Source organism: Ktedonobacter racemifer DSM 44963, from assembly GCF_000178855.1.
In the GTDB taxonomy this organism is placed as follows: Bacteria; Chloroflexota; Ktedonobacteria; order Ktedonobacterales; family Ktedonobacteraceae; genus Ktedonobacter; species Ktedonobacter racemifer.
Map to the genome: position 1 here is coordinate 474,455 of NZ_ADVG01000003.1, position 20,082 is coordinate 494,536.

The window sequence follows — 20,082 nt, forward strand, 5'->3', positions numbered from 1 at the left end:
ATGCGCTCAGCCGAAACTATCTTAGGGATCATTCAAGAACGAGGCAAACAGGGATTGCCATTGGAACGAGTGTACCGACTCCTGTTTAACCGCGAACTGTATCTGATGGCCTATGGCAAAATCTACCGAAATACTGGAGCCACCACGCCAGGAAGTACCCCTGAAACGGTGGACGAGATGTCCTTGCGAAAAATCGACACTATCATCGAAGCGCTACGCTCCGAACGATACCGATGGGCACCGACCCGGCGCGTCTACATCGAGAAAAAGCACTCGACGAAAAAGCGCCCGCTCTCGATGCCCACCTGGTCGGACAAGCTGCTTCAGGAAGTTATTCGACTGATCCTGGAAAGCTACTTTGAACCGACCTTCAGCAACAGCTCTCACGGTTTCCGACCCGGTAGAGGATGCCACACAGCACTCAGGCAGATCGACGATAACTGGCATGGAATAAATTGGTTCGTGGAGGGAGACATTAAAGCCTGTTTTGACAGCGGGCGTCCGTTCGGGTGCCAGATGACCAGGCTGTGAACAGCCTACGGACAGGATGAAGCTGTCCGTTCCTAACCTCTCCCGCCCTGTCGGTCTCACTCGATAGGGGGCGCAGATGACGAAGCAGATAAGCGCTGTGCGTATCGGTTAGCCCGGAGAGGGACATGCGGCGCATGTGCGGGAAGTCGTCGTACCAAGAGGCATGTGCTGCGAGGAGAGCTGACTAAGGTAAGCGGGTCGAATCCGCGAAGGATAGAGCCACTAAAATAGCATACTCGGCTCAGGACGACTGAAGGGCCGATGAGATCTGACGAATAGGCTACTTGTTTGTCGTAGCCGTTCCCTCGCTCTGCGAGTGCTGTAGAGGCTTCATCACCAAAGCAGGAATGATCTCAGCGTAGCAGAGGCTACGCATGTGGTTGTCCTACCTAGGGTCAGCGGGCAAAGTGATCTGGCGCTACCGGAGAACCATGTGCTCCTCGCTCCTCCAAAGTTTTTTTGAAGGAGAGGTGGTGAGGACACCGAAGAGGGCATATGGGGCGGAACCGCCGTAGTACTCTGAGCGCGGGAGAGCCGCGAACATGGGGAAGGGCGGTAGTGTTGACCGTGTTTTAGTACCGAAAGACGAGGGAACTAGACCCTTAAACAACGTCAAACAGGAACAAACACATCTTGCTAAACAACAAGAGTCAACAGGGAAAGCTGAGTACTCCGAAAGGGGTCCGCTCAGTTTGAGGGAGCACGGTGGGGAAACCTACTCATGAAAGTGGGCCAGGCGCTCCACCTTGACTCCACCTCTCGCATGAAATTCTCATGCAAACGCTGGCAGAGCATATCCATGATGGGCGATTTATTCGGCTCATCCGAGAACTCCTTCAAGCAGGATATTTAGAGGAATGGAAATACAATACCACCTTAAGTGGTGCCCCCCAGGGCGGGATAGTCAGCCCCATTCTTTCCAACATCTATCTCAGCAAACTGGACCGATATATCGAAGAAATACTCATTCCAATGTACACAAAGGGAGCCAGACGCAAACAGAACTCGCAATACCATACACTCCTTGAGCGTGCCGCAAGACTACGGAAAGGAGGAAAGATCCAGGAGGCAATTGCCTTGCGCAAACAAGCCCAGAAAATGCCTTCGATTCAGGTCATCGACCCGGAATACAGGCGGCTCAAGTATGTACGATATGCGGATGATTGGCTCCTCGGTTTCACCGGACCGAGAGAAGAAGCGGAGCAAATCAAGCAAGCGATCAAAACCTACCTGCATGACGAGCTACAATTGATCCTCTCCGAAGAGAAAACGCTCATTACCCATGCAAGAACGGAAGCAGCACGATTTCTTAGCTACCACATCACAGTGTCTCAAGATGATACGTTTCAAACAAGGAAGAAGCGGAGCATCAACAGACATATCAGGATGCGCATTCCCTCGGGTGTCATGAGCGAAAAATGCCGAAAATACCAACAACACGGAAAGCCGATCCATCGCAAGGAACTTACCAACAACACGGAGTACTCCATTGTTGCACAGTATCAAGCGGAATTTCGGGGACTCGTAGAATACTATCAGTTCGCCAATGATCTGCACAGGCTTAATCACCTGAAACGGATTATGCAACAATCCCTTATTAAAACACTAGCAACAAAGCTAAAAATCTCAGGACAAAAGGTGCGGAAGAGGTACAATACCACCTGGACGGTTAACGGAAAACCCTACAAGGGCATTCAAGTCACCGTCCCGCGAGAAGGGAAAAAGCCACTGATAGCCAAATGGGGCGGCATCCCGCTCAGAAGAAAAATTCAAGCAATCCTGAACGATCAGCCACCAGCGTTTTGGGCAGGACGATCAGAGCTGGAAAAACGCCTCTTAGCCGATACCTGTGAGTTATGTGGCTCCAAAGATCGGGTAGAGATCCATCACATCCGAGCACTGAAAGACCTTGACCAGAAAGGGAGACGAGAAAAACCTTTGTGGGCAAAGGTGATGTCAGCCCGCAAACGAAAAACCCTCGTTGTATGTTGGTCGTGTCACAGGAATATCCACGCTGGACAACCTATGAAAAAGCCTCAGACATGAACAAGATGTGACCGGAGAGCCGTGTGCATTGAAAAATGCAAGCACGGGTTCGGAGGGGGACGGATGGAAAAGGGTCAGAAACGACACCTCGCCAGCCGTCTACCCTACAACATCTTACGCAAAAGTAACTCCGACCCTTTGCAAGTGGGGCGAGGAGTAGCGGGAGCCGCAGTTCTCCCCAGACGGCTGGCCGTCTGAACGGATGACCTCTAGGCATAGGTGTCATCATTTTAAGATACTGTATGCACCCTCTATAGTCCCACTCTGCTAAAGTAGGAACGTTTGGGGCTGCGTCCACAGGCGATTAATCGCCTTTGGACGCGCTGAAGCGGGTCCCTACCGGTCTGGGAGGCCATTCCGCGTAATAGCTGCTTACCCTATTACCCAATCTAGTGGGCGGTCCAGCCGCAGTCGATGGTCTGGGCACTGCCGGTGATGCCGCTGGCGGCGTCGCTACAGAGGAAGAGGGCGAGGTGGGCGACCTCGCTGGGTTCGAGCAGGCGTTTGATCGCGCCCTCGGCGGCCATGATCTTCTCGACGACCTCCTCTTCGGGGATGTTGTGGATGCGGGCCTGGTCGGCGATCTGCTTCTCGACGAGGGGCGTGCGCACATAGGAGGGGCAGATGGCGTTGCAAGTCACACCATGCTCAGCCGCCTCCAGGGCGGTGACGCGCGTCAGGCCGAGGAGGCCGTGCTTGGCGCTTACATAGGCAGACTTGTATGCAGAAGCCCTGAGCGAATGCACGGAGCCAATATTGAGGATACGGCCCCATTTGCGCTCATACATGGAGGGCAGCACAGCCTTGGTGAGGAGGAAGGGTGAGGTGAGCATGATGTCGATGATCAGGCGCCACTTCTCCTCCGAGAACTCGGTGATGGGCGAGACATGCTGAATGCCCGCGTTATTGACCAGGATATCGATGTGTTCCTCGGTCTTCAAAATCTCGTCGACGAGGCGCTCAATCTCGATGCTCTTCGACATATCTGCTGCCAGGAAACGCGCGCCGGGGATTTCCGTGGCTGCGGCCTCGCCACGCTCAATATCAATATCCGTCAATGTAACGCGCGCGCCCTGTTCGGCGAACGCACGGGCAATTGCCAGGCCGATCCCTGATGCGGCACCGGTAACCAGGGCAACCTTTCCTTCTAAGCCTGTCATAGCATAGACTCCTTTGAAAAATAGCTTAGCCTCCGAGGTAGAGTTGCTGGATGGCGGCACTGGAGGCTAGTTCTGGCGTTGTGCCTTCCATGGCGATGGTCCCTCCGCGAAGGACGTAGGCCTTGCGTGCGATACGCAGGGCGCGGCGAGCGTTCTGCTCTACTAGTATGATAGTCAATCCTTCGTCGACATTCAAGCGGGCGATGACGTCGAAGACGGTATCCACGACGACTGGGGCCAGGCCAAGCGAAGGCTCGTCGAGCAGGAGCACACGCGGATGGGCCATGAGAGCACGTCCGATGGCGACCATCTGGCCCTCGCCGCCGCTGAGGCTGGCGGCATAGGCATGCAGGCGCTCTTTCAGGCGCGGAAAGTACTTGAGCACGCGCTCCAGGGTCTCCTCGCGCTCCTGGCGCGATGCACGCGTGAAGGCTCCCATCAAGAGATTCTCGTACACGGTAAGCGAGGGGAAGAGTTCGCGTCCCTCGGGAACAAGGGCCAGGCCTTTTCTCACACGTCGCTCAGGACTCCAGCTTTCGAGCTGCTGCCCCTGCAATGTGATTGTCCCCTGGCGCGTCTTGATCAGTCCGGTGAGCGCGCGCATGAGCGTGGTCTTGCCCGCGCCATTGGCGCCGAGGATGGTCACAATCTCGCGCTCGGGAACCACGAAAGAGACGTCATGCAGGACGTCCACCGCGCCATAGCCAGCGCTTACATGCTCTACTTTTAACACGTTGAATCCTCCCTTCGCGCCTCTTGCTCCTCGGAGATACTGGTCGCTTCATGCACGGCGCTGCGCACAACTTCTGGCTCCTCAAGCGCCTCGCGGCCCAGGTAGGCCTCCAGCACGGCAGGGTCGGAGAGGACGGTGCGCGCCTCGCCCTCAGCCAGCTTGCGCCCATAGTCAAGCACGCAGACGCGATCAGCCACGGCCTGCACCAGGCTCATGTTATGCTCGATCAGGAGCAGGGTCGTACCAAGCTCTTTGCGCCAGGTACGCAGATTTTGCGCCATGGCCTCGACATCTTGATGTGTGATGCCTGCGGCTGGCTCATCGAGCAAGACCAGGCGTGGGCGGAGCACCAACGCCCGCGCTACCCCTACGAGCTTCTGAATGCCATGCGGGAGGACGCTTACCCTGGTGTCGGCGTATTCCTCCAGCCCGAGCAGAATCAGGGTATCACGAGCACGCGTACGGGCCTTGTGATCCTCACGCGGAGCGCGACCAAAGGGCAGTATTCCCTCAAAGAGACCCGAGCGCATGGCGGAGTGCTGCGCGACCAGCAAGTTCTCCAGAACCGTCATGCTGGCGAAGAGTTGTAGTTGCTGAAAGGTGCGCCCGATACCCAGGCGGATACGGCGGTCCCGTCCCAGTGGCAAGAGCGAGGTGCCCGCGAAGGTGATCGAGCCAGCCACCGGGCGGACAAAGCCGCTGATACAGTTCAGCACGGTCGTCTTGCCCGCGCCATTGGGTCCGACCAGAGCATAGATCTCTCCATGCTCGACCGCCAGCGAAAACTCGGAGAGGGCGAGCAGGCCGCCAAAGCGCACGCTTAGATCGCGAATCTCCAGTAGAGGCGTGTTCTGTGCAGTCGTCATGCCTGCCCTCCTCTCGAATCACGTCTCCCCCGGAAACGTTCTACCAGGCCACTCAAGCCGTGGGGAAAGAAGATCAGGGCCAGCAGCAGGAGCAGGCCGTAAATGCCCGTCGTCAGTGTCGCAACCTGGATCTGCATACTGCCCATGACCAGGGGATTGGGCAACTGGCCCAGGAGCAGGGGGAGGAAGCCCACGAAGAGCGCGCCCAGCACCGAACCAACAATCGAGCCCAGACCGCCTACTACAATCATCGCCAGGAAGGCAATCGTCTGGTCCGAACTGGACATCGAAGAACTGGCGGTCGTGGCCCAGGTGGCATAGAGCGCGCCCGCCAGCCCGGTCAGCACAGCGCTCACGACAAAGGCCAGGAGTTTATAGCGCGTGATATTAACGCCAAAGGCCTCGGCGGCGGTCTCGTCATCGCGAATGGCGATCCAGGCCCGCCCCACCCGCGAGCGCAGCAGGTAGAAACTCAGGAAAAGCAGTAGCGCGACCACGACAATAATCAGGAAATAGAGCGCGCGGTCGTCGCTTAGCCAGAGAGGGATTGTGTTGAGATCATAGTTCTGGCGACCCGCGGCCTTGTCCCATAGATCTAGGAGTGAGCCTGTGATCAGCACCAGTCCCAGGGTCGCCACGGCGAGATGCGCACCCGAGATACGCAGTGCGGGCCCCCCAATGATCACCCCCAGGACAGCGGATGCGAGCATAGCCACAAGGATGCCCAGCCAGAAGGGCCAGTTGAGATCGTTCGTCGTCCAGGCCAGCATGTAGGCGCCAACGCCAAAGAAGGCCGCGTTACCCAGCGAGGGCTGAGCGGCATAGCCCGTCAGCACATTCTGGGCCAGGGCCGCAATGACGAAGATGCCAATCAGACTCACGCGATGCAGCTCAAAGTTGGCACTGCCGCCGAAGAGCCCATCATAGAGCGTGGGGAGCAGCAGGAGAAATAGCAAGAGACAGGCGCTGGCTATCCAGCCACGCATGCGCCCCGAGAAGCGCCCGGCTGTCTCTGTCAGGACAGGCGAGAGCGCGGGAGACCGGCCCTCAGCACGCTTTTTCATTGCCATAGCAAAATCTTCCTTGATTGGAACGGCTACACCCTGCGCAACAATGCGCGCCCAAGTAGCCCTTGAGGCCGTAGCAAGAGAACCAGCACAAAAGCCACGAAAATGAGCATCTCAACGATACTCCGGTCGCCAATATTCAGTGCACCCAGCGTATGGCCCGCGAGCAGAAGCGTTAGCAGGTTATCGACGACGCCCACCAGGATACCACCCAGCAGGGCGCCCGGCAGGCTTTCCAGGCCTCCCAGGACCGCGCCCACAAAGGCCAGCAACAGGATGGGATCCATAAAACGCACCTCGATCAACTGCTGGCGGCTGGCCAGTAATATGCCAGCCAGGGCCGCGATAAGGGCCGCGAGCGACCAGACCAACAAGAAGATCAGGCCCACGGGGATGCCCATCAGGCGCGCCGTAGGGAGATTATCTGAGGTCGCACGCATAGCGATGCCCAGGCTGGTGCGGGTAAGAAAGAGGTTTAGCGCGAGCACGAGCACAACAATTACCCCCACCACAAGCAGATCGATGAGCGAGAGGTAAAGGCCACCCGGATGGAGCGCCAGGCCCTCGAAAGGCGTCGAGAAGCGCACCGGAGAGGTAAGCTGAGGCCAGATAAGCTGCGCCACGGTCTCCAGCACCAGGGCCAGGGCCAGCGTCGCGATGGCCTTGGTAAAAATGGGAGCGCGCAACACAGGACGAGCAAAGCCTTGCTCCAGGAGAGCGCCAAAGAGCAGCGAGCCGAATAGGGTCAGCAAGGCCGCCAGCCAGAAGTTCAGGTGCGCCAGTGACATAAGCGCATACATAAAACAGGTGCAGAACGAGGCGATGGCTCCATAGGCGAAGTTGAGCACGCCCGTTGTGCGATAAATAAGCACGATGCCCAGGGCCAGCAGACCATACAGACAGCCCGTGACCAGCCCGGAGATGAGAACCTGGACCAATGCAAGCATGGATGGTGTTCTCCTTTTACGGTAATCTCAAATCAATCCCTTTATACTCACTTCATCCCTTGACACAATTATCATTTATCTGTTATATGATACATGACTCAAGTGTCATGTTTATAGTAATGTATCTTTTTCTCTGGCTGACGTCAAGTGTATTGAGGCGCATCCCACAAAGAGTGTGGGGAGATCAAAGAGGAGGAACCAGGCGACATGGGCAAATTATTTTTAAAAAGAGCATCATACCTGGGCAGGCGCAGATGGTACGCCGCTCTGGGGCTGGCAAGCATGCTTCTGCTGATTTTGTCCGCGTGCGGCGGTAGTAGCGCGGCGGCAGGTGATAGCAGCAACGTTCCCGGAGTGACGAACGACACGATTACGATTGGCGGAGTACTCGACACCACGGGCGCTATTAAGGTCATCTGTCAGCCTATTTTGCAGGGCGACCAGCTCTATTTCGACAAGATCAATAAGGCTGGTGGCATCAATGGGCGCAAAATCAAGTTCGTGCAGGTCAGCGATAACGGCGACACGACGAAAACACGTGACGCGGTACGCCAGCTGGTTGAGCAAGACAATGTCTTTGGCATCTTCCAGGTCTGCGGCTCGGGTGCCGCCAATGTCGCCTCGGCCTATCTTGGACCCAAGGGCATTCCCATGGTGGACCCGGTTGGCGGCGGCTCCAAGTTTACCGATGCTCAGGGCAAGACGCTGCCCTGGATGTGGATGACGCAGCCCAACTACGGCGACGAGGGTCATGTCCTGGGCTACTACCTCACCAAGACGCTTAAGGCCCAGAAGGTGGCCCTGCTCTACGAAGATGATGTACTGGGTCTACAACAAAAGACGACCCTGGGCGAATCCTTGCAGAAATATGGCGGACAGCTCGTGGCCTCCACCGGCTACAAGGCAACCGACACAGATTTCTCAGCGGCGATCCAGACCCTGAAGTCCGCCAACCCTGATATCATCGTACTGAACGGCCTGCCGGGACCTACCGCCAAGTTTGTTGCCGCCGCCGCGCAGCAGGGCTACCGTCCCTCCCTGGGCTATCTCGCCAACTATCCCATGGCCGATAACTCCTGGGCGAAGGTGCTGGGCAAGGCGGGCGAAGGCATCTACGTCAGCGGCTATACCAGCACAAACACCCCGATTGGGCAGGAATACTTGCAAGCCACCAGCGGGGATAGTGTCTTCAGCGCCTACAAGTTCTATGGCTACATCAATGCCAAGATCTTTGTCGACGCGCTACAAAAGGCAGGCAAAGACCTGACCCGCGATAGCCTGCGCAAGGCGCTCGATGGCCAGTTCAGCGGCTATGACACCGGCTTTGGTCCCTCGCTGACCTGGAGCGCCGATCACCACAGTGGCGTCAGTGACTTTATGTTCTTGCAGATCAAGAACGGCCAGCTCGCGCCCGTCAGCGACTTCATCAAGGCCTCCTCCATCTGGCCCTGATCGCTCATACAACCATCGTCTGACGGTCCTGGATTAAGGGAGGGTATGAGTTGCGGATGTACACCCGCAACTCATACCCTCCCTTTTTGTCTGATAGAATGTTTGTGGAGCAGGAGTGTTTCCGCTTTTCCCTGTGGATGGAGAATAGCAATCGCTCTGGCCGCCTGGTGAGGTTGAATGGTTTGTGATTCTCAAGTGTGAAACCTCTCCCAGACGGCAAAAGCGGAAACGAGGGATGATCCTCCAGCTCTCCTTTTCATTTGAGCAGGAGAGTGTTCAAGGATGATGAAGGCCTGCTCGCGGTGAAGGCATGGTATTCAATATCAATCATCAATAATGGGACAGATATTCTGTAGAGATTTCCCACCTTGTCCAAGGCATTGGTGTTGTCTAAGAATCATCACCGAGAGCTCGGCGTAGCCCCATACATGATGGTATACTCATATTTGCCAAGAGAGTAGAGAAAATAGCAGAGGCCGGACAAAGAACAGAAAGGCGTTTCATTCTTTCAATGATTACATGCATTCAACTCAAGCATTCCGATGCCATCCAGCAACTTAGGGATGACTACCTACGCACCCTGGTCGCTCCTATGGATGGGATGTGGGAAAGTACGGTTATTGCTCATGCGACTTTTTGGGAAATACAAGACCGAGAGCAGCACGTAGGATATTTCTGTATTGGCTCCAACCAGGATTTGCTGCGCTTCCACATTTGGGAAAACCATCTGGATCGAGCACAGGAGATCTTTCATTGGATTATCTCGACCTACGGTATCCAGCATGCCATGGCGAGTACGATAGAACCCCTGTATTTCTCTTTATGCCTTGACGTTCAGAGAAACATCACACTTCATAGTTATCTTTTTCGAGACAACCAACCCAGAGAGCTGTCGTCCGGTCTCAGCAAGAGTCTCTTCAGGAAAGCGGAAAAGAGAGAGCTAGATAACATCGTGCGCTTTTATCAAGCAAATACAGAAGGGCCGGGAGAGTGGATTGAAACGTTTCTGAACACTCACCTTCATCGTGAAGAATTATTTGTCTTGTATGATCAGCAAACCTTGGTAGCAGCAGGGGAATGTCTTCCCAGTCAGAAACAGCCACCATATGCCGATTTGGGCATGGTGGTGGCTCGATTGTATCGTGGAAGAGGCGTGGGTAGCTTTCTGCTCACTCAATTAAAAAACCACTGTTATGAAGCGGGCTGGAAGCCTATCTGTTCCTGTGAAGCTTCCAATCGTGCTTCAAAGAGAGCCATAGAGAAAGCAGGTTTTATAAGTGAGCAGAGAATAGTGAAAATAACGTTCTAAGAGATAAACCTAACATTGGACCATGCACCTATCTAAAGCGTTGATCTCGTTTGATTTGTTTGTGCACTGCGACTCTCCGCCTCCATCAAACGCCTTGCTGCTTGGTGTAGCCCTTCCCACTTGTGGTGGTATACTGGTGCATACGAGTAGAACATTCAAAACGGTGGACTACGATCAGGCGCTCGATTTGACGGTGCGGCTGGGTGACTGTCTGCCCCCAGACCACCTGGCCCGCTTCGTGGTAGACAGTGTGGCCCAACTTGACCTCTCGGCACTGTATGCCCAGTATGGGACACACGGTGGGGAACCCTATGCTCCAGGAGTGTTGTTGTGCTTGCTGCTCTATGGGTATGCCACTGGGGTATTCAGTTCGCGCAAGATTGAGCGCGCCACATATGAGGCGATGCCATTTCGCTTCATCGCAGGCAATCTCCATCCCGATCACGATACGCTCGCCTCGTTTCGGCGCACGTTTCTCCCCGAACTGAAGAACCTGTTCGTGCAGGTGCTCTTACTCGCCCAAGAAGCAGGCGTGCTGAAACTTGGCACGATCAGTCTCGATGGGACCAAAGTGCATGCCGATGCCTCGAAGCGCAAAGCGGTGAGTTACAACCGCTGTTGGAACTGGAGATCCAGCTACAAGCCGAGTTTGAGGAGTTGTTTGCTCTCAGTGAACAAGGTGAGCAGCCAGCGGTGCCCGATGAACTGGTGGTGCGCGAGGAGATTGCACGGCGGCAGGACCGCCTGCTCGGCTGGCGGAGGCCAATGCGGTGCTGGAAGCGCGCCAAGGAGCTGGTGGCAGCCGAGCTGGCCTGGTCGCGGTTGCAGATACCATCAAAGAGGATTCCGCCCAGGCGGTGCGTCACCTTCAGGTGCAGGGGATTTCGGCCTGGATGATTACTGGCGACAACCAGTATGCAGCCCAGGCTATTGCGCAACAGGTTGGAATTGCACCAGAGCATGTCCTGGCTGAAGTGCTTCCCGAAGAGAAAGCCAACCAGGTCAAACGCTTACAGGATCAGGGATTGGTCGTCGCCTTCGTGGGAGATGGCATCAATGATGCACCAGCCCTCGTCCAGGCCGATGCAGGCATCGCCATGGGAACAGGAACCGATATCGCGATGGAGGCCGCCGATATTACCCTGGTCAAGGGCAATCTGACGAGCGTCGCAACAGCGCTCTCGCTCTCACGAGCGACTCTGCGCACCATCAAGCAGAATCTCTTCTGGGCCTTTACCTACAATGTGATTCTGATACCGACCGCGATTCTCTCGCCATTGATTCCCTTCCTCCAGGCGAATGCTCCCATCTTTGCCGCAGCAGCGATGGCCCTCTCATCTGTGACTGTCATCAGCAATTCACTGCGCTTACGCCACTTTAGCAAATAGGAGGCTGCATATGACGAGGTATGCCCGAGCGAACTTGCTCGGGCATCCTGTTTCCGTCACCGCTGCTCATCGCCAAGCGTGTATCTACTAGCAGCGATAGTATTTTTTGTGTTGTAGGGATAAACCCGGTGAAAGGAACGCAATCATGTTCATTGTAACAGCAGTGATACAGGCGCTCGCGATGGCCTTGAGTATGTTCTGGGAGATTCTCTGGCCGCTTGTGCTTGGCTTTGCCCTTTCGGGGATTGTGCAGGCAGTTGTCTCACATAAAACGATGGCCCGGGCACTTGGAGGAGATTCCCCTAAAAATCTCTCTCTGGCAACGCTCTTTGGCATTGCCTCCAGTTCTTGCTCCTATGCAGCCGTGGCCCTGGCGCGCTCGATTTTCCAGAAAGGGGCAAGCTTTACCTCTGCCATGGTCTTTCAGTTGGCTTCGACCAATCTCGTTATTGAATTGGGAATCATTCTGATTGTGCTTATGGGCTGGCAATTTGCCGCTGCTGAGTATCTCGGTGGCCTGCTCATGGTCATCTTACTGGCCGTGATCTTTCGCTTGACACTGACACCGCGCCTGGTACAGCGAGCGAAAGAGCAGGCTGCCAAGGGCATGGAAGGTAGAATGGAGGGGCATGCCGCGATGGATATGAGTGTGGAGGGTGGATCGTTCTGGCAAAAGCTCTTCAGTGGCAAAGGCTTTACTGCGGTCAGTCACTACTTTGTGATGGACTGGGCCTCTGTTTGGATCGACATTGCGCTTGGCCTCCTCATTGCTGGAGCGCTGGCAGCCTGGGTTCCCGAATCCTTCTGGCAAGCATTTTTCCTCTCCAACAATCCAACGCTGGCGAAGATTGAAGGGCCACTCGTCGGACCACTCGTCGCCATCTTTAGCTTCGTCTGTTCCGTGGGCAATGTCCCGCTTGCAGCCGTCTTATGGAGAGGGGGCATTAGCTTTGGGGGCGTGGTCAGCTTCATCTTCGCGGATCTGATTATTCTACCCATCCTCGACATTTACCGCAAATACTACGGCTGGAAGATGATGGGCTATATTCTGGTGACCTTCTATGTCACGATGGCTGTCGCGGGCTATGTAGTTGAATTCCTCTTTGCCGCTCTTGGGATTATTCCCCAGAACCGTAACGTGGCCGCGATCACTGAAGGCTTTCAGTGGAACTATACCAGTATCCTCAACATCATCTTCCTGGTGCTGGCGGCGATCCTGATCATCCGCTTCCTGCGCACGGGTGGCCCCGCGATGCTCAAGATGATGAATAGCTCAGGACATGAAATGCCTTCGCATGGCGAAGATCATCACGCCATGCATGAGCACGAGCATGGGCATGCCTCCTAATCCTACAGATGTAGATGATTGATAGAAGCGCTTTGACGCTTGTAATGGCAGAGTCATGCAAGGGCTTATCTTACGGACCTGCACGACAGAGTGGCTGATGACCTCAAGCGCAACAATCGCTCCAGAGCTGTTGCCTCTTCCACTTAACGGTTCCCCACCATACTGTAGAGTTGTAACAATTCCTGCTGGACCGCTTCAAGCTTTCCCTCTTTGATCCCCTCGGGAACACATCCCTTGAGATGCCCCTGAAGAATGTTATCTTCCAGATCTTCAATGGCTTTGCGTATCTCATAGGCCTGGCGCAAGATGTCGACGCAGTAGACATCTTCTTCCACCATCTTGCGGATCACACTCACACGCTGTTCAATCTCATTCAACCGATTCAAGGTATCATCTGTGTGTGTATGCATGCCCAACCCCCTTGAATATATGTCTGTTCTGAGCTTTGAGTATAGCATGAGCAGGGATCACTCACAATGAGAAGAGATACATGGATACCACCAGCATGGGCCATGTCTGTTCCATGCTGGTGGTATCCATGTATCTTATGTTGTGACTGAGAGACTTCAATAGTTGATCAAAGCATAACCATCTATTGCAATGATTATCCTTCTCACTTTAACCTACGCCTGTTTACCAAACAGCGGACTAGGCGGGAGGATGCACTACGAGCATCCTATGCACCTCTCTCTACTGAGAGATGCTCACTCGTGAGATGATTCCAGGAACATCTCTGGGGGATCCCAGAAGCTCAACTGGACGGGAGGCCCGGCATCCTGGATCCTCTGCTGATTCTGCTGTTTCCACGCTTCATGCCGCGTCATGAGGAGCGCCTTGACCTCCGAAGTCGAGCGACATGCCGCCAGTTTCCGATCCCCCCAGCGTCCCGCGAGCGTCTGTGCGGCTTTGCGGTCGGCCTGGTCTGCGTAACCACAGACCAGGCACTTGAAGGTTTTCTGGTTCGGCCGATTAGCGCGATCGACATAATGGCAGCGGGGGGCATTCCTGAGAGGAATAGGCGGCTCGGACCGTGTGGGCTGCCATGCCCTGTTTGGCGGCGGCCCAGGCCAGCTGCTCTGGGATATGCCCCAGGTGAGAAGCATACAGATAACTGTTCATCACCCTTGCTTTGAAGCGCATCGAGGCCACATTGAGGTCCTCATAAATGAGTCTGGCATCTCGATGATCTTTGACCAACGCATTGACCGCCCGGTTGATCTCTTGCTTGACGTGACGGCTCAAGCGTTGCGACGTTTCAGAACTTGTCGAAGGAAGCTTGCCCTTTGGGACGCCTTTCTTTTCCAGACAGGCTCGCAGTTTCGCCTTGCGGCGACGCTTTTCCCGATCGTGCTTGTGCTGTCGGGCCATCTTGCCATGAAAACTGCCATACGCTTTATTGGTGGAGGTCGTGAGGAAATGGGCAATGCCCACATCGACGCCTACTGTAGGGGCGTCAGGCTTGGTTTGAAGAGGAACGTCCTCGTCAAAGGAGAGCGTCAGCCACCAGACTCCATTGCGCTTGTGAAGTGTTGTGGATGTATTGAGCGTGCGGCCTTCGAGTACTCGTTTGTGATAGGAGGCGAGTTTGACTGGGACTCGAAGCGGATTCCCGACATCTAAGGTGGACACGCGCAGCCAGTAGTCGAACGTGGAGTCCTCCGACTTCTCGACCACCACCACGTTGACATTGGCTTGGATGACTGGCACACGCAGCACAGGGAGATCCCATTCGGTCCAGGTCGGTTCGCGGCGTTTGAAGGCGGACATCCGGCCTTCCGCCTGAGCCTTGGCCTGAGCGTAATCAGCCACATCTTCCAGGTACGCCTGATAGGCGTTCGCTCGATTCGTGCGAACGCTTTTGGCAATGCCTGCGGCTTGCTGTATTGCCACTCGATGCAAGCGGTCGGAAAGATCGGTTTTGAAGACGGTTTCTTGGTACTTGTCCGGGCTTGTCTCGGCCTCGCAAAACAGGGTGGTGTACTGTTGGCACAGCGGCAAGTAAACCGCCACAAGCTGATCGAGCGCCTCAAGTTTGCCAGGATTGGCCTCAATGAGACGGATATGGGTCACCGCTCGAGTGATGGTCTGCTCGTCTTCTTTTTGCGCTTGCGCTTTTTTTTCTCATCAAGCGAGGCTTTTTGGGGCTTCTTGCTCACGGGCGGGTCCATTCTGCTGCAAAGCCGCTAGCACTTGTTCCGTCTTGCGTTTGGCTCGTCTGCGACCATAAAGACGAGCGCAAAACGAGGGAATGATGCTGATAAAATCGCCCATGAGATCATCGTCGGCGGTATCAGCGGTGTTGACGATGACCAGTTTCCGTCCTTGCATAGCCAACAAGGTCTGAATATACCTTCCTTTTTGCAGGAAAGAAAAAATGAGGATTACTTACTGATATGAACATCTTGCTTCATTCCAGCTTCATAATGCCCTGGAAGATAGCATACGAATTCAGGCTGAGTTCCAGCAGAAAATGATGGGAACGTCACGGAGAGTGTTTTGGTCTCCCCAGGATGAATCGTGTCAATGGTCGCGAGCGCCATTTTGTCCATATCGCCCATTGGCATCCCGTTCATCGCCCCTTCGGAGGATGGCATGATCATAAACTCATGATCCGTCTTGCCCGTATTTGTGACTGAAAACTGATAGGCTGTGCCTGGTTGAAACGTGGAAACAGATGTCTCAATCTTAAACTCAGAAAGGGTCACATCAATCTTGTGCGAGCCCGAGGTACTCGTGGAACTTCCACATCCAACTATAACAAGAGCAAGAATGAGCAACAGAACGCAAGCAAGAGAACGCTTCACAAGAAACTCCTTCAATTTTCAAAAAATGATATCATCTCTGTTATCTTATGCTTCACGAAAAGAAGAAACGACGGATATAATCAGATGCGATAGAGAATGCACGAGAGTAGCTCGCATCAGCTTTCCTCTACGCTTCTGCTCTTTCTCCTCTCCCTTTACCCATACCCGGTGGGTATGGGTATTCCTCCCTATGATACTACCTCATGAGTGATGGCGCTGTCAACCCCTCTATGGGGGGTAGAGGAACGTTTTCAGGCGAGGAAGACGACAGAAAGGCATATTTCTTTCATTCAGAGGAACGCTCGCTCTTGACGGTTCTCTACATCCTTGCTAGTATATGAGCACATATTCACATAGAAAGAAGAAGCTGGCATGACGAAGAGAGATACACTTCAAGCTATCGATGCGGAAGCAGTTGAAGCATCTCGCGTCGAGGCGCTTCCCGAAGCCCACCTTCAAATGATCGTCGAGACCTTTCAAGCACTCTCCGATCCTACGCGCGCTCGCATTCTCTATGCCCTGATCCAGCGCCCTATGTGTGTCCGTGATCTTGCCATTCTTGTTGGTGTCTCCCCATCTGGGGTTTCGCATCAACTACGTTTTTTACGAGATCGCCGCCTGGTCAAATCACAGCGCGACGGCAATACCATCTACTACCAGGTAGATGACCACCATGTAGCCGCCCTTTTCAAAGAAGCCGACTATCATATCGATCATGTCAGGCGTGGGATTCCTGATCATCCCTATCCATGAGAGCCATAGCTCTTCCCACCCATACCTCAGGCGGCTCTCGCCTCTTTTTTGCGGCTCTACCTGAACAAGTGAGCACATAGTCAATAAAAAACTGATAGAGAGAAACCAAGGGAGTGCAATGTTATGCAGGTTCTTCAGGCCCCCAAAGCAGGTTCCATCATGGCTATTGCCGCCCATCCCGATGATATTGAAAGTTGGTGCGCGGGGACACTGGCACAGGCGATTGACCAGGGTGCAACAGTGCGCCTCCTGCTCGTGACATCTGGTGAGCATGGCTCTTCTGATAGAGCCATGCAGGCACATAAGGTAGCGGCTCAGCGCGAGAAAGAGGCACAAAAGGCGGCCACTATCCTTGGTCTGGCTGATGTTGTCTTTTTGCACTACCCGGATGGAGACGTCGAGGATACGCATACGCTACGTGCCAGTCTGGTGGAATGGGTTCGCCGCTGGCAGCCATCGGCGCTATTCACCCACGATCCAGAGCATCCGTATCCTGCCTATCTCTGTCACCGGGATCATCGCATTGTTGGTCGCGCGGCCCTGGATGCCGTCTATCCATTGGCTCGTGATCACCTGGCTTTTGTGGAACAGATACAGAGTGGGCTCAGCCCACATAGGGTCAGCGAGGTCTGGCTCTTTGCGAGCAATACAGCCGAGAGCTATGTAGATATTACGGCTGGATTTGAGCGCAAGCTGGCCGCGCGCCTGGCACATGTGAGTCAAACGCCTGATCCTGTTGCTCTGGCTATGGGGTGGCGGGCACGTTCGGCTGCCATAGGCAAGTGTGCCAACCTCGAACTCGCGGAAGCCTTTACGCGGCTTGAGCTGGACTGAGGCATGCTGATGAAGAAACAGGAAGCGCCCTCTCTTGCAGTAGATGCCCCTTGCTCTCAGCAGACGCCTCCATCCAAAGGTTGGCTGTACGGGATACTGGGCGCGCTCTTTCTTTCTAATAGCGGAACGGCCTTACAACTGGCTGCTCAGGCATGGTTTGTGTGGAGCATCTCTCACCGCCCTGCCATGGTAGGGCTTCTAGGACTGGTTCAGGCAACACCATTGCTCGGTGTTCCCTTGCTGGGAGGCTTGCTGGCAGATCGCTTTCCACGGCAACGTCTCCTGTTCGTGACACAGGGCTGCTTAGCGCTACTTGCCACTCTCATGGGAAGCCTGGCGCTCGCTGGCTTACTCTCGCTTTCACTGACGCTCGTGTGTGCAGGCGTTCTGGCGTCCGTGAGCGCCCTGGACAATCCTGTTCGCCAGGTCTATCTGCCCGGTGTGGTCGGGATAGACCAGCGAAAACGCGTGGTAGGACTCAATGCACTCACCTACAATGTCGGGGCGATTGTGGGCCCGGCTCTAGCAGGGCTATTTCTCCCCCTCGTTGGCGTAGGCTGGTGTTTTCTGCTCAATGCGCTCTCCTACCTTGCGGTCATTGCCTGGCTTCTTACAGGACCGGTGGCCTCTCCTCGTTCTGTCCACATACAGCAGGAACAGGGATCGCAGAAAAGAGGCGCTCGCCATAATCTGGCATCGACCTGTTCTGCACTGATGCTGGTCGCAGTGGTGAGTCTGCTCGGACGTTCCTACCCCACAGTGTTGTCCATTGTGGTTAGCAGAACCTGGAGCGGTGGTGCACAGACGTATGGTCTGCTCGCAGCCCTTCCTGGTGTAGGGGCAGCGTTGGCAGCCATCATAGTCGTGTGGCTCCTTGGACAGCGTCAGCGGGCGCATTCACCCTGGATTGGAGGCGTATTGCTAGGCATCGCACTGACCTGTGTTGGGATGGCAAGGTCTCTCGTTTTCGCGGGTGGTGCGTTGCTGGTAACAGGTGGGCTTGCCACAGCAACGATGACGCTGCTCAATGCGAACATCCAGAAAACAGTCCCCAATGAGATACGTGGTCGCGTCATGAGTCTCTATACCTGGCTTGCTGCGGGCATGCCCATGTTGGGAGGGTGGCTCCTGGGGACGCTGATGGAGCGATTTTCACCTCAAAACATGCTTGTGATAAGTGGTATCGCCCTCATAGTGGGCACACTGCTCATCAGTGGGCAAAAAACGGGAAACCAATTGACACACACTCTCCTGGAAAGAGCTATCCACAATGACCAGGATGCTTAAAACACCTGACACACCAGTCAGAATCCCTCTTCGCCGGGGCCGGTGTCGACAATTGCTGATCATGTTCTCTGTCATTGAACCAGAACTGATTATCACAAGCAACAAAGGAGGTAATATCCATCGGAGGCAATACCCATCGTTGATGGATATTGCCTCCTTTGTTAAAAGAAAAAAGAAAATCCCTTACCGTGCAAATCCGTTCCGTTGCTCCTCAAAGGCCAAATAGAAAATAGCCCTGGATATCCAGGGCTACGTGCTACTTTGAGTGTCATCGGGTAGTGCCGTGTTCTCTTCGCACAGGGGTACAATACGTGCAATTTCACTCACATTCCTTCTACCTAGAGTATACTGAGCAAGCAAAAGGCCCCGGAGCGCAACCAGAGCCTTTTGCCCACCAATTTGGGCAAACTTTGAGAGAACAAGAATCAGTATAGTGGCTAAGTACAAGAGTTCGCTTCCCTATGCTGCTTGTCATGATCGAACCAGGGAAGATCCCCATCCAAGATGAAATCTTCTCCTGGTTCTCACGTGCATGAACAGCATTCCATTGCTGGCTTTGCCTGGCCAGCAACTACTCGGAGAGATCTCTGGCAGGTTGTTCGTGCCATGCTTGAAAGCAGGCTATTCTAGGATCAACGTATTCCGCGTGAGCGCCTCGTGCGCTTTCACTCCTTGCGCCTGACTTCTACCTGACCATCACGAACTCGCACATCATAACGAGGGGCATTGACGGTGGCTGGCCCAGTGAGCACTCGCCCATCACGTAGACAGAAACGAGACCCATGCCAGGGACACTCCACAATCGCTCCTTGTAGTGTCCCCTCGTCGAGGGGAGCCCCTGCATGGGGACAGGTTGCAGAGATCGCATACCACTGTTCTCCCAGCCGAAGAACGAGGACTGGGACACCAGCCGCGGTCACCCGATAGAGCTTATTTTCTTCGACCTCTTCTGCTGAGAGCACCGCTTCATACTGTTCACTTCCCGCTTCCCAGGCAGTGTGATTGACACCAGTCCCTTTGACAAAGACAAGATCGCCTCCCAGATAGGCCGCATACATGACAGCGGCTAACCCAACCAAGCCGAGTACCGCTGCAGGAAGGCTTTCACCCGAAGATTGCAAGAAACGCAGTACCAAGGAAGCAAGATAGAGAAGGGTCGCAGTCGCATTGAAGACGGCGTGATACAGCCCCACCCGTCGTTCTGCTCCATAGGTATCACTCCAATCGGTCAATCCAGTCACGATTGCACCAAACGCCGCAAGAAGGCCGAGCAGAACGGTGACCTCCGCACTACGAGCAGCCCAGGCAAAAGCATTAGGTCCGATGATCCAAAGCACATCAAAGATAGCCGTGAGCAGCCAGGCAGTGATAGGAACATCAGTGAGCGCCGGATGCAGGGGATGCCCCAACCAGGTCCCAGTGAGGAAGCTTTTGAGGTGCCGAGGCGGTGTGCGCTGCGCTCCCACCAGAATCTGGATGAGGTGCTGCAATTTCTCACTCAACCGTTCTACAAATGGTGATGATGCAGGAGGGGTTTCGTCCATGATATCTTACTCC

Annotated in this window: 17 protein-coding genes and 4 pseudogenes; 11 read left to right on the forward strand and 10 right to left on the reverse strand. The window is 54.7% G+C overall.

The features are described from left to right. The 3 genes and pseudogenes from KRAC_RS31110 to KRAC_RS78485 all read left to right on the forward strand — a co-directional run. Positions 1 to 495, forward strand: a pseudogene (locus KRAC_RS31110) (reverse transcriptase/maturase family protein); the annotation flags it as partial. A gap of 1,113 nt (positions 496 to 1,608) precedes the next feature. Next, on the forward strand, positions 1,609 to 2,577 hold the full coding sequence (locus KRAC_RS31115) for an HNH endonuclease (RefSeq protein WP_338010130.1): 969 nt from the start codon (positions 1,609 to 1,611) through the stop codon (positions 2,575 to 2,577). A gap of 63 nt (positions 2,578 to 2,640) precedes the next feature. Further along, positions 2,641 to 2,775, forward strand: a complete 135-nt coding sequence (locus KRAC_RS78485) for a hypothetical protein (protein WP_007914215.1) — start codon at positions 2,641 to 2,643, stop codon at positions 2,773 to 2,775. Between the two features lie 191 nt (positions 2,776 to 2,966). Here the strand turns inward: KRAC_RS78485 and KRAC_RS31120 are convergent, their stop codons facing one another. The 5 genes from KRAC_RS31120 to KRAC_RS31140 are packed head-to-tail and all read right to left on the reverse strand — an operon-like array spanning position 2,967 to position 7,350. Beyond that, complete coding sequence (locus tag KRAC_RS31120) at positions 2,967 to 3,737, reverse strand: 3-hydroxybutyrate dehydrogenase (protein ID WP_007914216.1); 771 nt, start codon at positions 3,735 to 3,737, stop codon at positions 2,967 to 2,969. 25 nt (positions 3,738 to 3,762) lie between these two features. Continuing rightward, the gene (locus tag KRAC_RS31125; RefSeq protein WP_007914217.1) at positions 3,763 to 4,470 is read right to left on the reverse strand and encodes an ABC transporter ATP-binding protein; all 708 of its coding nucleotides are present in this window, start codon (positions 4,468 to 4,470) and stop codon (positions 3,763 to 3,765) included. Continuing rightward, positions 4,464 to 5,336 (reverse strand): ABC transporter ATP-binding protein, encoded by an 873-nt coding sequence (locus tag KRAC_RS31130; protein ID WP_007914218.1) that lies wholly within the window; start codon positions 5,334 to 5,336, stop codon positions 4,464 to 4,466. Before KRAC_RS31130 ends, KRAC_RS31125 begins: the two co-directional genes overlap by 7 nt. Continuing rightward, on the reverse strand, positions 5,333 to 6,406 hold the full coding sequence (locus KRAC_RS31135) for a branched-chain amino acid ABC transporter permease (RefSeq protein ID WP_007914219.1): 1,074 nt from the start codon (positions 6,404 to 6,406) through the stop codon (positions 5,333 to 5,335). Before KRAC_RS31135 ends, KRAC_RS31130 begins: the two co-directional genes overlap by 4 nt. Before the next feature lie 26 nt (positions 6,407 to 6,432). Further along, the gene (locus KRAC_RS31140) at positions 6,433 to 7,350 is read right to left on the reverse strand and encodes a branched-chain amino acid ABC transporter permease (protein ID WP_007914220.1); all 918 of its coding nucleotides are present in this window, start codon (positions 7,348 to 7,350) and stop codon (positions 6,433 to 6,435) included. A 207-nt stretch (positions 7,351 to 7,557) separates the two neighbouring features. Here KRAC_RS31140 and KRAC_RS31145 point away from each other — a divergent pair, with 207 nt between their 5' ends. From KRAC_RS31145 to KRAC_RS31165, 5 genes and pseudogenes are all read left to right on the forward strand, one after another. After that, positions 7,558 to 8,802: an ABC transporter substrate-binding protein gene (locus KRAC_RS31145; RefSeq protein ID WP_007914221.1), complete on the forward strand. Its 1,245-nt coding sequence runs from the start codon at positions 7,558 to 7,560 to the stop codon at positions 8,800 to 8,802. Between the two features lie 511 nt (positions 8,803 to 9,313). Continuing rightward, positions 9,314 to 10,111: a GNAT family N-acetyltransferase gene (locus KRAC_RS31150; protein ID WP_007914224.1), complete on the forward strand. Its 798-nt coding sequence runs from the start codon at positions 9,314 to 9,316 to the stop codon at positions 10,109 to 10,111. Positions 10,112 to 10,133: 22 nt separating this feature from the next. Then, positions 10,134 to 10,520 (forward strand): annotated as a pseudogene (locus tag KRAC_RS79810) (transposase); the annotation flags it as partial. 385 nt (positions 10,521 to 10,905) lie between these two features. Beyond that, positions 10,906 to 11,499: pseudogene (locus KRAC_RS31160) on the forward strand (HAD-IC family P-type ATPase); the annotation flags it as partial. Positions 11,500 to 11,644: 145 nt separating this feature from the next. Further along, positions 11,645 to 12,847, forward strand: coding sequence for a permease (locus tag KRAC_RS31165; protein WP_007914226.1), 1,203 nt, complete (start codon positions 11,645 to 11,647; stop codon positions 12,845 to 12,847). A gap of 143 nt (positions 12,848 to 12,990) precedes the next feature. Here KRAC_RS31165 and KRAC_RS31170 read toward each other — a convergent pair whose 3' ends face one another. From KRAC_RS31170 to KRAC_RS31185, 4 genes and pseudogenes are all read right to left on the reverse strand, one after another. Further along, on the reverse strand, positions 12,991 to 13,257 hold the full coding sequence (locus KRAC_RS31170) for a metal-sensitive transcriptional regulator (protein WP_007914228.1): 267 nt from the start codon (positions 13,255 to 13,257) through the stop codon (positions 12,991 to 12,993). A gap of 294 nt (positions 13,258 to 13,551) precedes the next feature. Then, positions 13,552 to 15,015, reverse strand: a pseudogene (locus KRAC_RS31175) (RNA-guided endonuclease InsQ/TnpB family protein). Then, positions 14,972 to 15,184, reverse strand: a complete 213-nt coding sequence (locus KRAC_RS31180) for a hypothetical protein (RefSeq protein ID WP_244422358.1) — start codon at positions 15,182 to 15,184, stop codon at positions 14,972 to 14,974. The pseudogene KRAC_RS31175 and the gene KRAC_RS31180 overlap by 44 nt, the downstream one beginning before the upstream one ends. Before the next feature lie 44 nt (positions 15,185 to 15,228). Then, positions 15,229 to 15,651 carry a cupredoxin domain-containing protein gene (locus KRAC_RS31185; protein WP_007914230.1) on the reverse strand — a complete coding sequence of 141 codons (423 nt, stop codon included), beginning with the start codon at positions 15,649 to 15,651 and terminating at the stop codon, positions 15,229 to 15,231. 372 nt (positions 15,652 to 16,023) lie between these two features. Here KRAC_RS31185 and KRAC_RS31190 point away from each other — a divergent pair, with 372 nt between their 5' ends. From KRAC_RS31190 to KRAC_RS31200, 3 genes are all read left to right on the forward strand, one after another. Then, positions 16,024 to 16,404 (forward strand): ArsR/SmtB family transcription factor, encoded by a 381-nt coding sequence (locus tag KRAC_RS31190; protein WP_007914232.1) that lies wholly within the window; start codon positions 16,024 to 16,026, stop codon positions 16,402 to 16,404. A gap of 123 nt (positions 16,405 to 16,527) precedes the next feature. Beyond that, the gene (locus KRAC_RS31195; RefSeq protein ID WP_007914233.1) at positions 16,528 to 17,238 is read left to right on the forward strand and encodes a PIG-L deacetylase family protein; all 711 of its coding nucleotides are present in this window, start codon (positions 16,528 to 16,530) and stop codon (positions 17,236 to 17,238) included. A gap of 9 nt (positions 17,239 to 17,247) precedes the next feature. Beyond that, the gene (locus KRAC_RS31200; RefSeq protein WP_007914234.1) at positions 17,248 to 18,525 is read left to right on the forward strand and encodes an MFS transporter; all 1,278 of its coding nucleotides are present in this window, start codon (positions 17,248 to 17,250) and stop codon (positions 18,523 to 18,525) included. Positions 18,526 to 19,190: 665 nt separating this feature from the next. On the opposite strand, the gene KRAC_RS31205 is transcribed toward KRAC_RS31200, so the two are convergent. After that, entirely contained in the window at positions 19,191 to 20,069 is an 879-nt protein-coding gene (locus tag KRAC_RS31205; RefSeq protein WP_007914235.1) for a Rieske (2Fe-2S) protein, read from the reverse strand. Positions 20,070 to 20,082 lie beyond the last annotated feature (13 nt).

What these genes read in the sequence shown, in the direction of transcription:
- KRAC_RS31195 (WP_007914233.1), top strand. Translation starts at nt 16,528, where the DNA reads ATGCAGGTTCTTCAGGCCCCCAAAGCAGGTTCCATCATGGCTATTGCC.
- KRAC_RS31140 (WP_007914220.1), bottom strand. Translation starts at nt 7,350, where the DNA reads ATGCTTGCATTGGTCCAGGTTCTCATCTCCGGGCTGGTCACGGGCTGT.
- KRAC_RS31205 (WP_007914235.1), bottom strand. Translation starts at nt 20,069, where the DNA reads ATGGACGAAACCCCTCCTGCATCATCACCATTTGTAGAACGGTTGAGT.
- KRAC_RS31190 (WP_007914232.1), top strand. Translation starts at nt 16,024, where the DNA reads ATGACGAAGAGAGATACACTTCAAGCTATCGATGCGGAAGCAGTTGAA.
- KRAC_RS31130 (WP_007914218.1), bottom strand. Translation starts at nt 5,336, where the DNA reads ATGACGACTGCACAGAACACGCCTCTACTGGAGATTCGCGATCTAAGC.
- KRAC_RS31170 (WP_007914228.1), bottom strand. Translation starts at nt 13,257, where the DNA reads ATGCATACACACACAGATGATACCTTGAATCGGTTGAATGAGATTGAA.
- KRAC_RS31145 (WP_007914221.1), top strand. Translation starts at nt 7,558, where the DNA reads ATGGGCAAATTATTTTTAAAAAGAGCATCATACCTGGGCAGGCGCAGA.
- KRAC_RS31120 (WP_007914216.1), bottom strand. Translation starts at nt 3,737, where the DNA reads ATGACAGGCTTAGAAGGAAAGGTTGCCCTGGTTACCGGTGCCGCATCA.
- KRAC_RS31150 (WP_007914224.1), top strand. Translation starts at nt 9,314, where the DNA reads ATGATTACATGCATTCAACTCAAGCATTCCGATGCCATCCAGCAACTT.
- KRAC_RS31135 (WP_007914219.1), bottom strand. Translation starts at nt 6,406, where the DNA reads ATGGCAATGAAAAAGCGTGCTGAGGGCCGGTCTCCCGCGCTCTCGCCT.
- KRAC_RS31165 (WP_007914226.1), top strand. Translation starts at nt 11,645, where the DNA reads ATGTTCATTGTAACAGCAGTGATACAGGCGCTCGCGATGGCCTTGAGT.
- KRAC_RS78485 (WP_007914215.1), top strand. Translation starts at nt 2,641, where the DNA reads ATGGAAAAGGGTCAGAAACGACACCTCGCCAGCCGTCTACCCTACAAC.
- KRAC_RS31200 (WP_007914234.1), top strand. Translation starts at nt 17,248, where the DNA reads ATGAAGAAACAGGAAGCGCCCTCTCTTGCAGTAGATGCCCCTTGCTCT.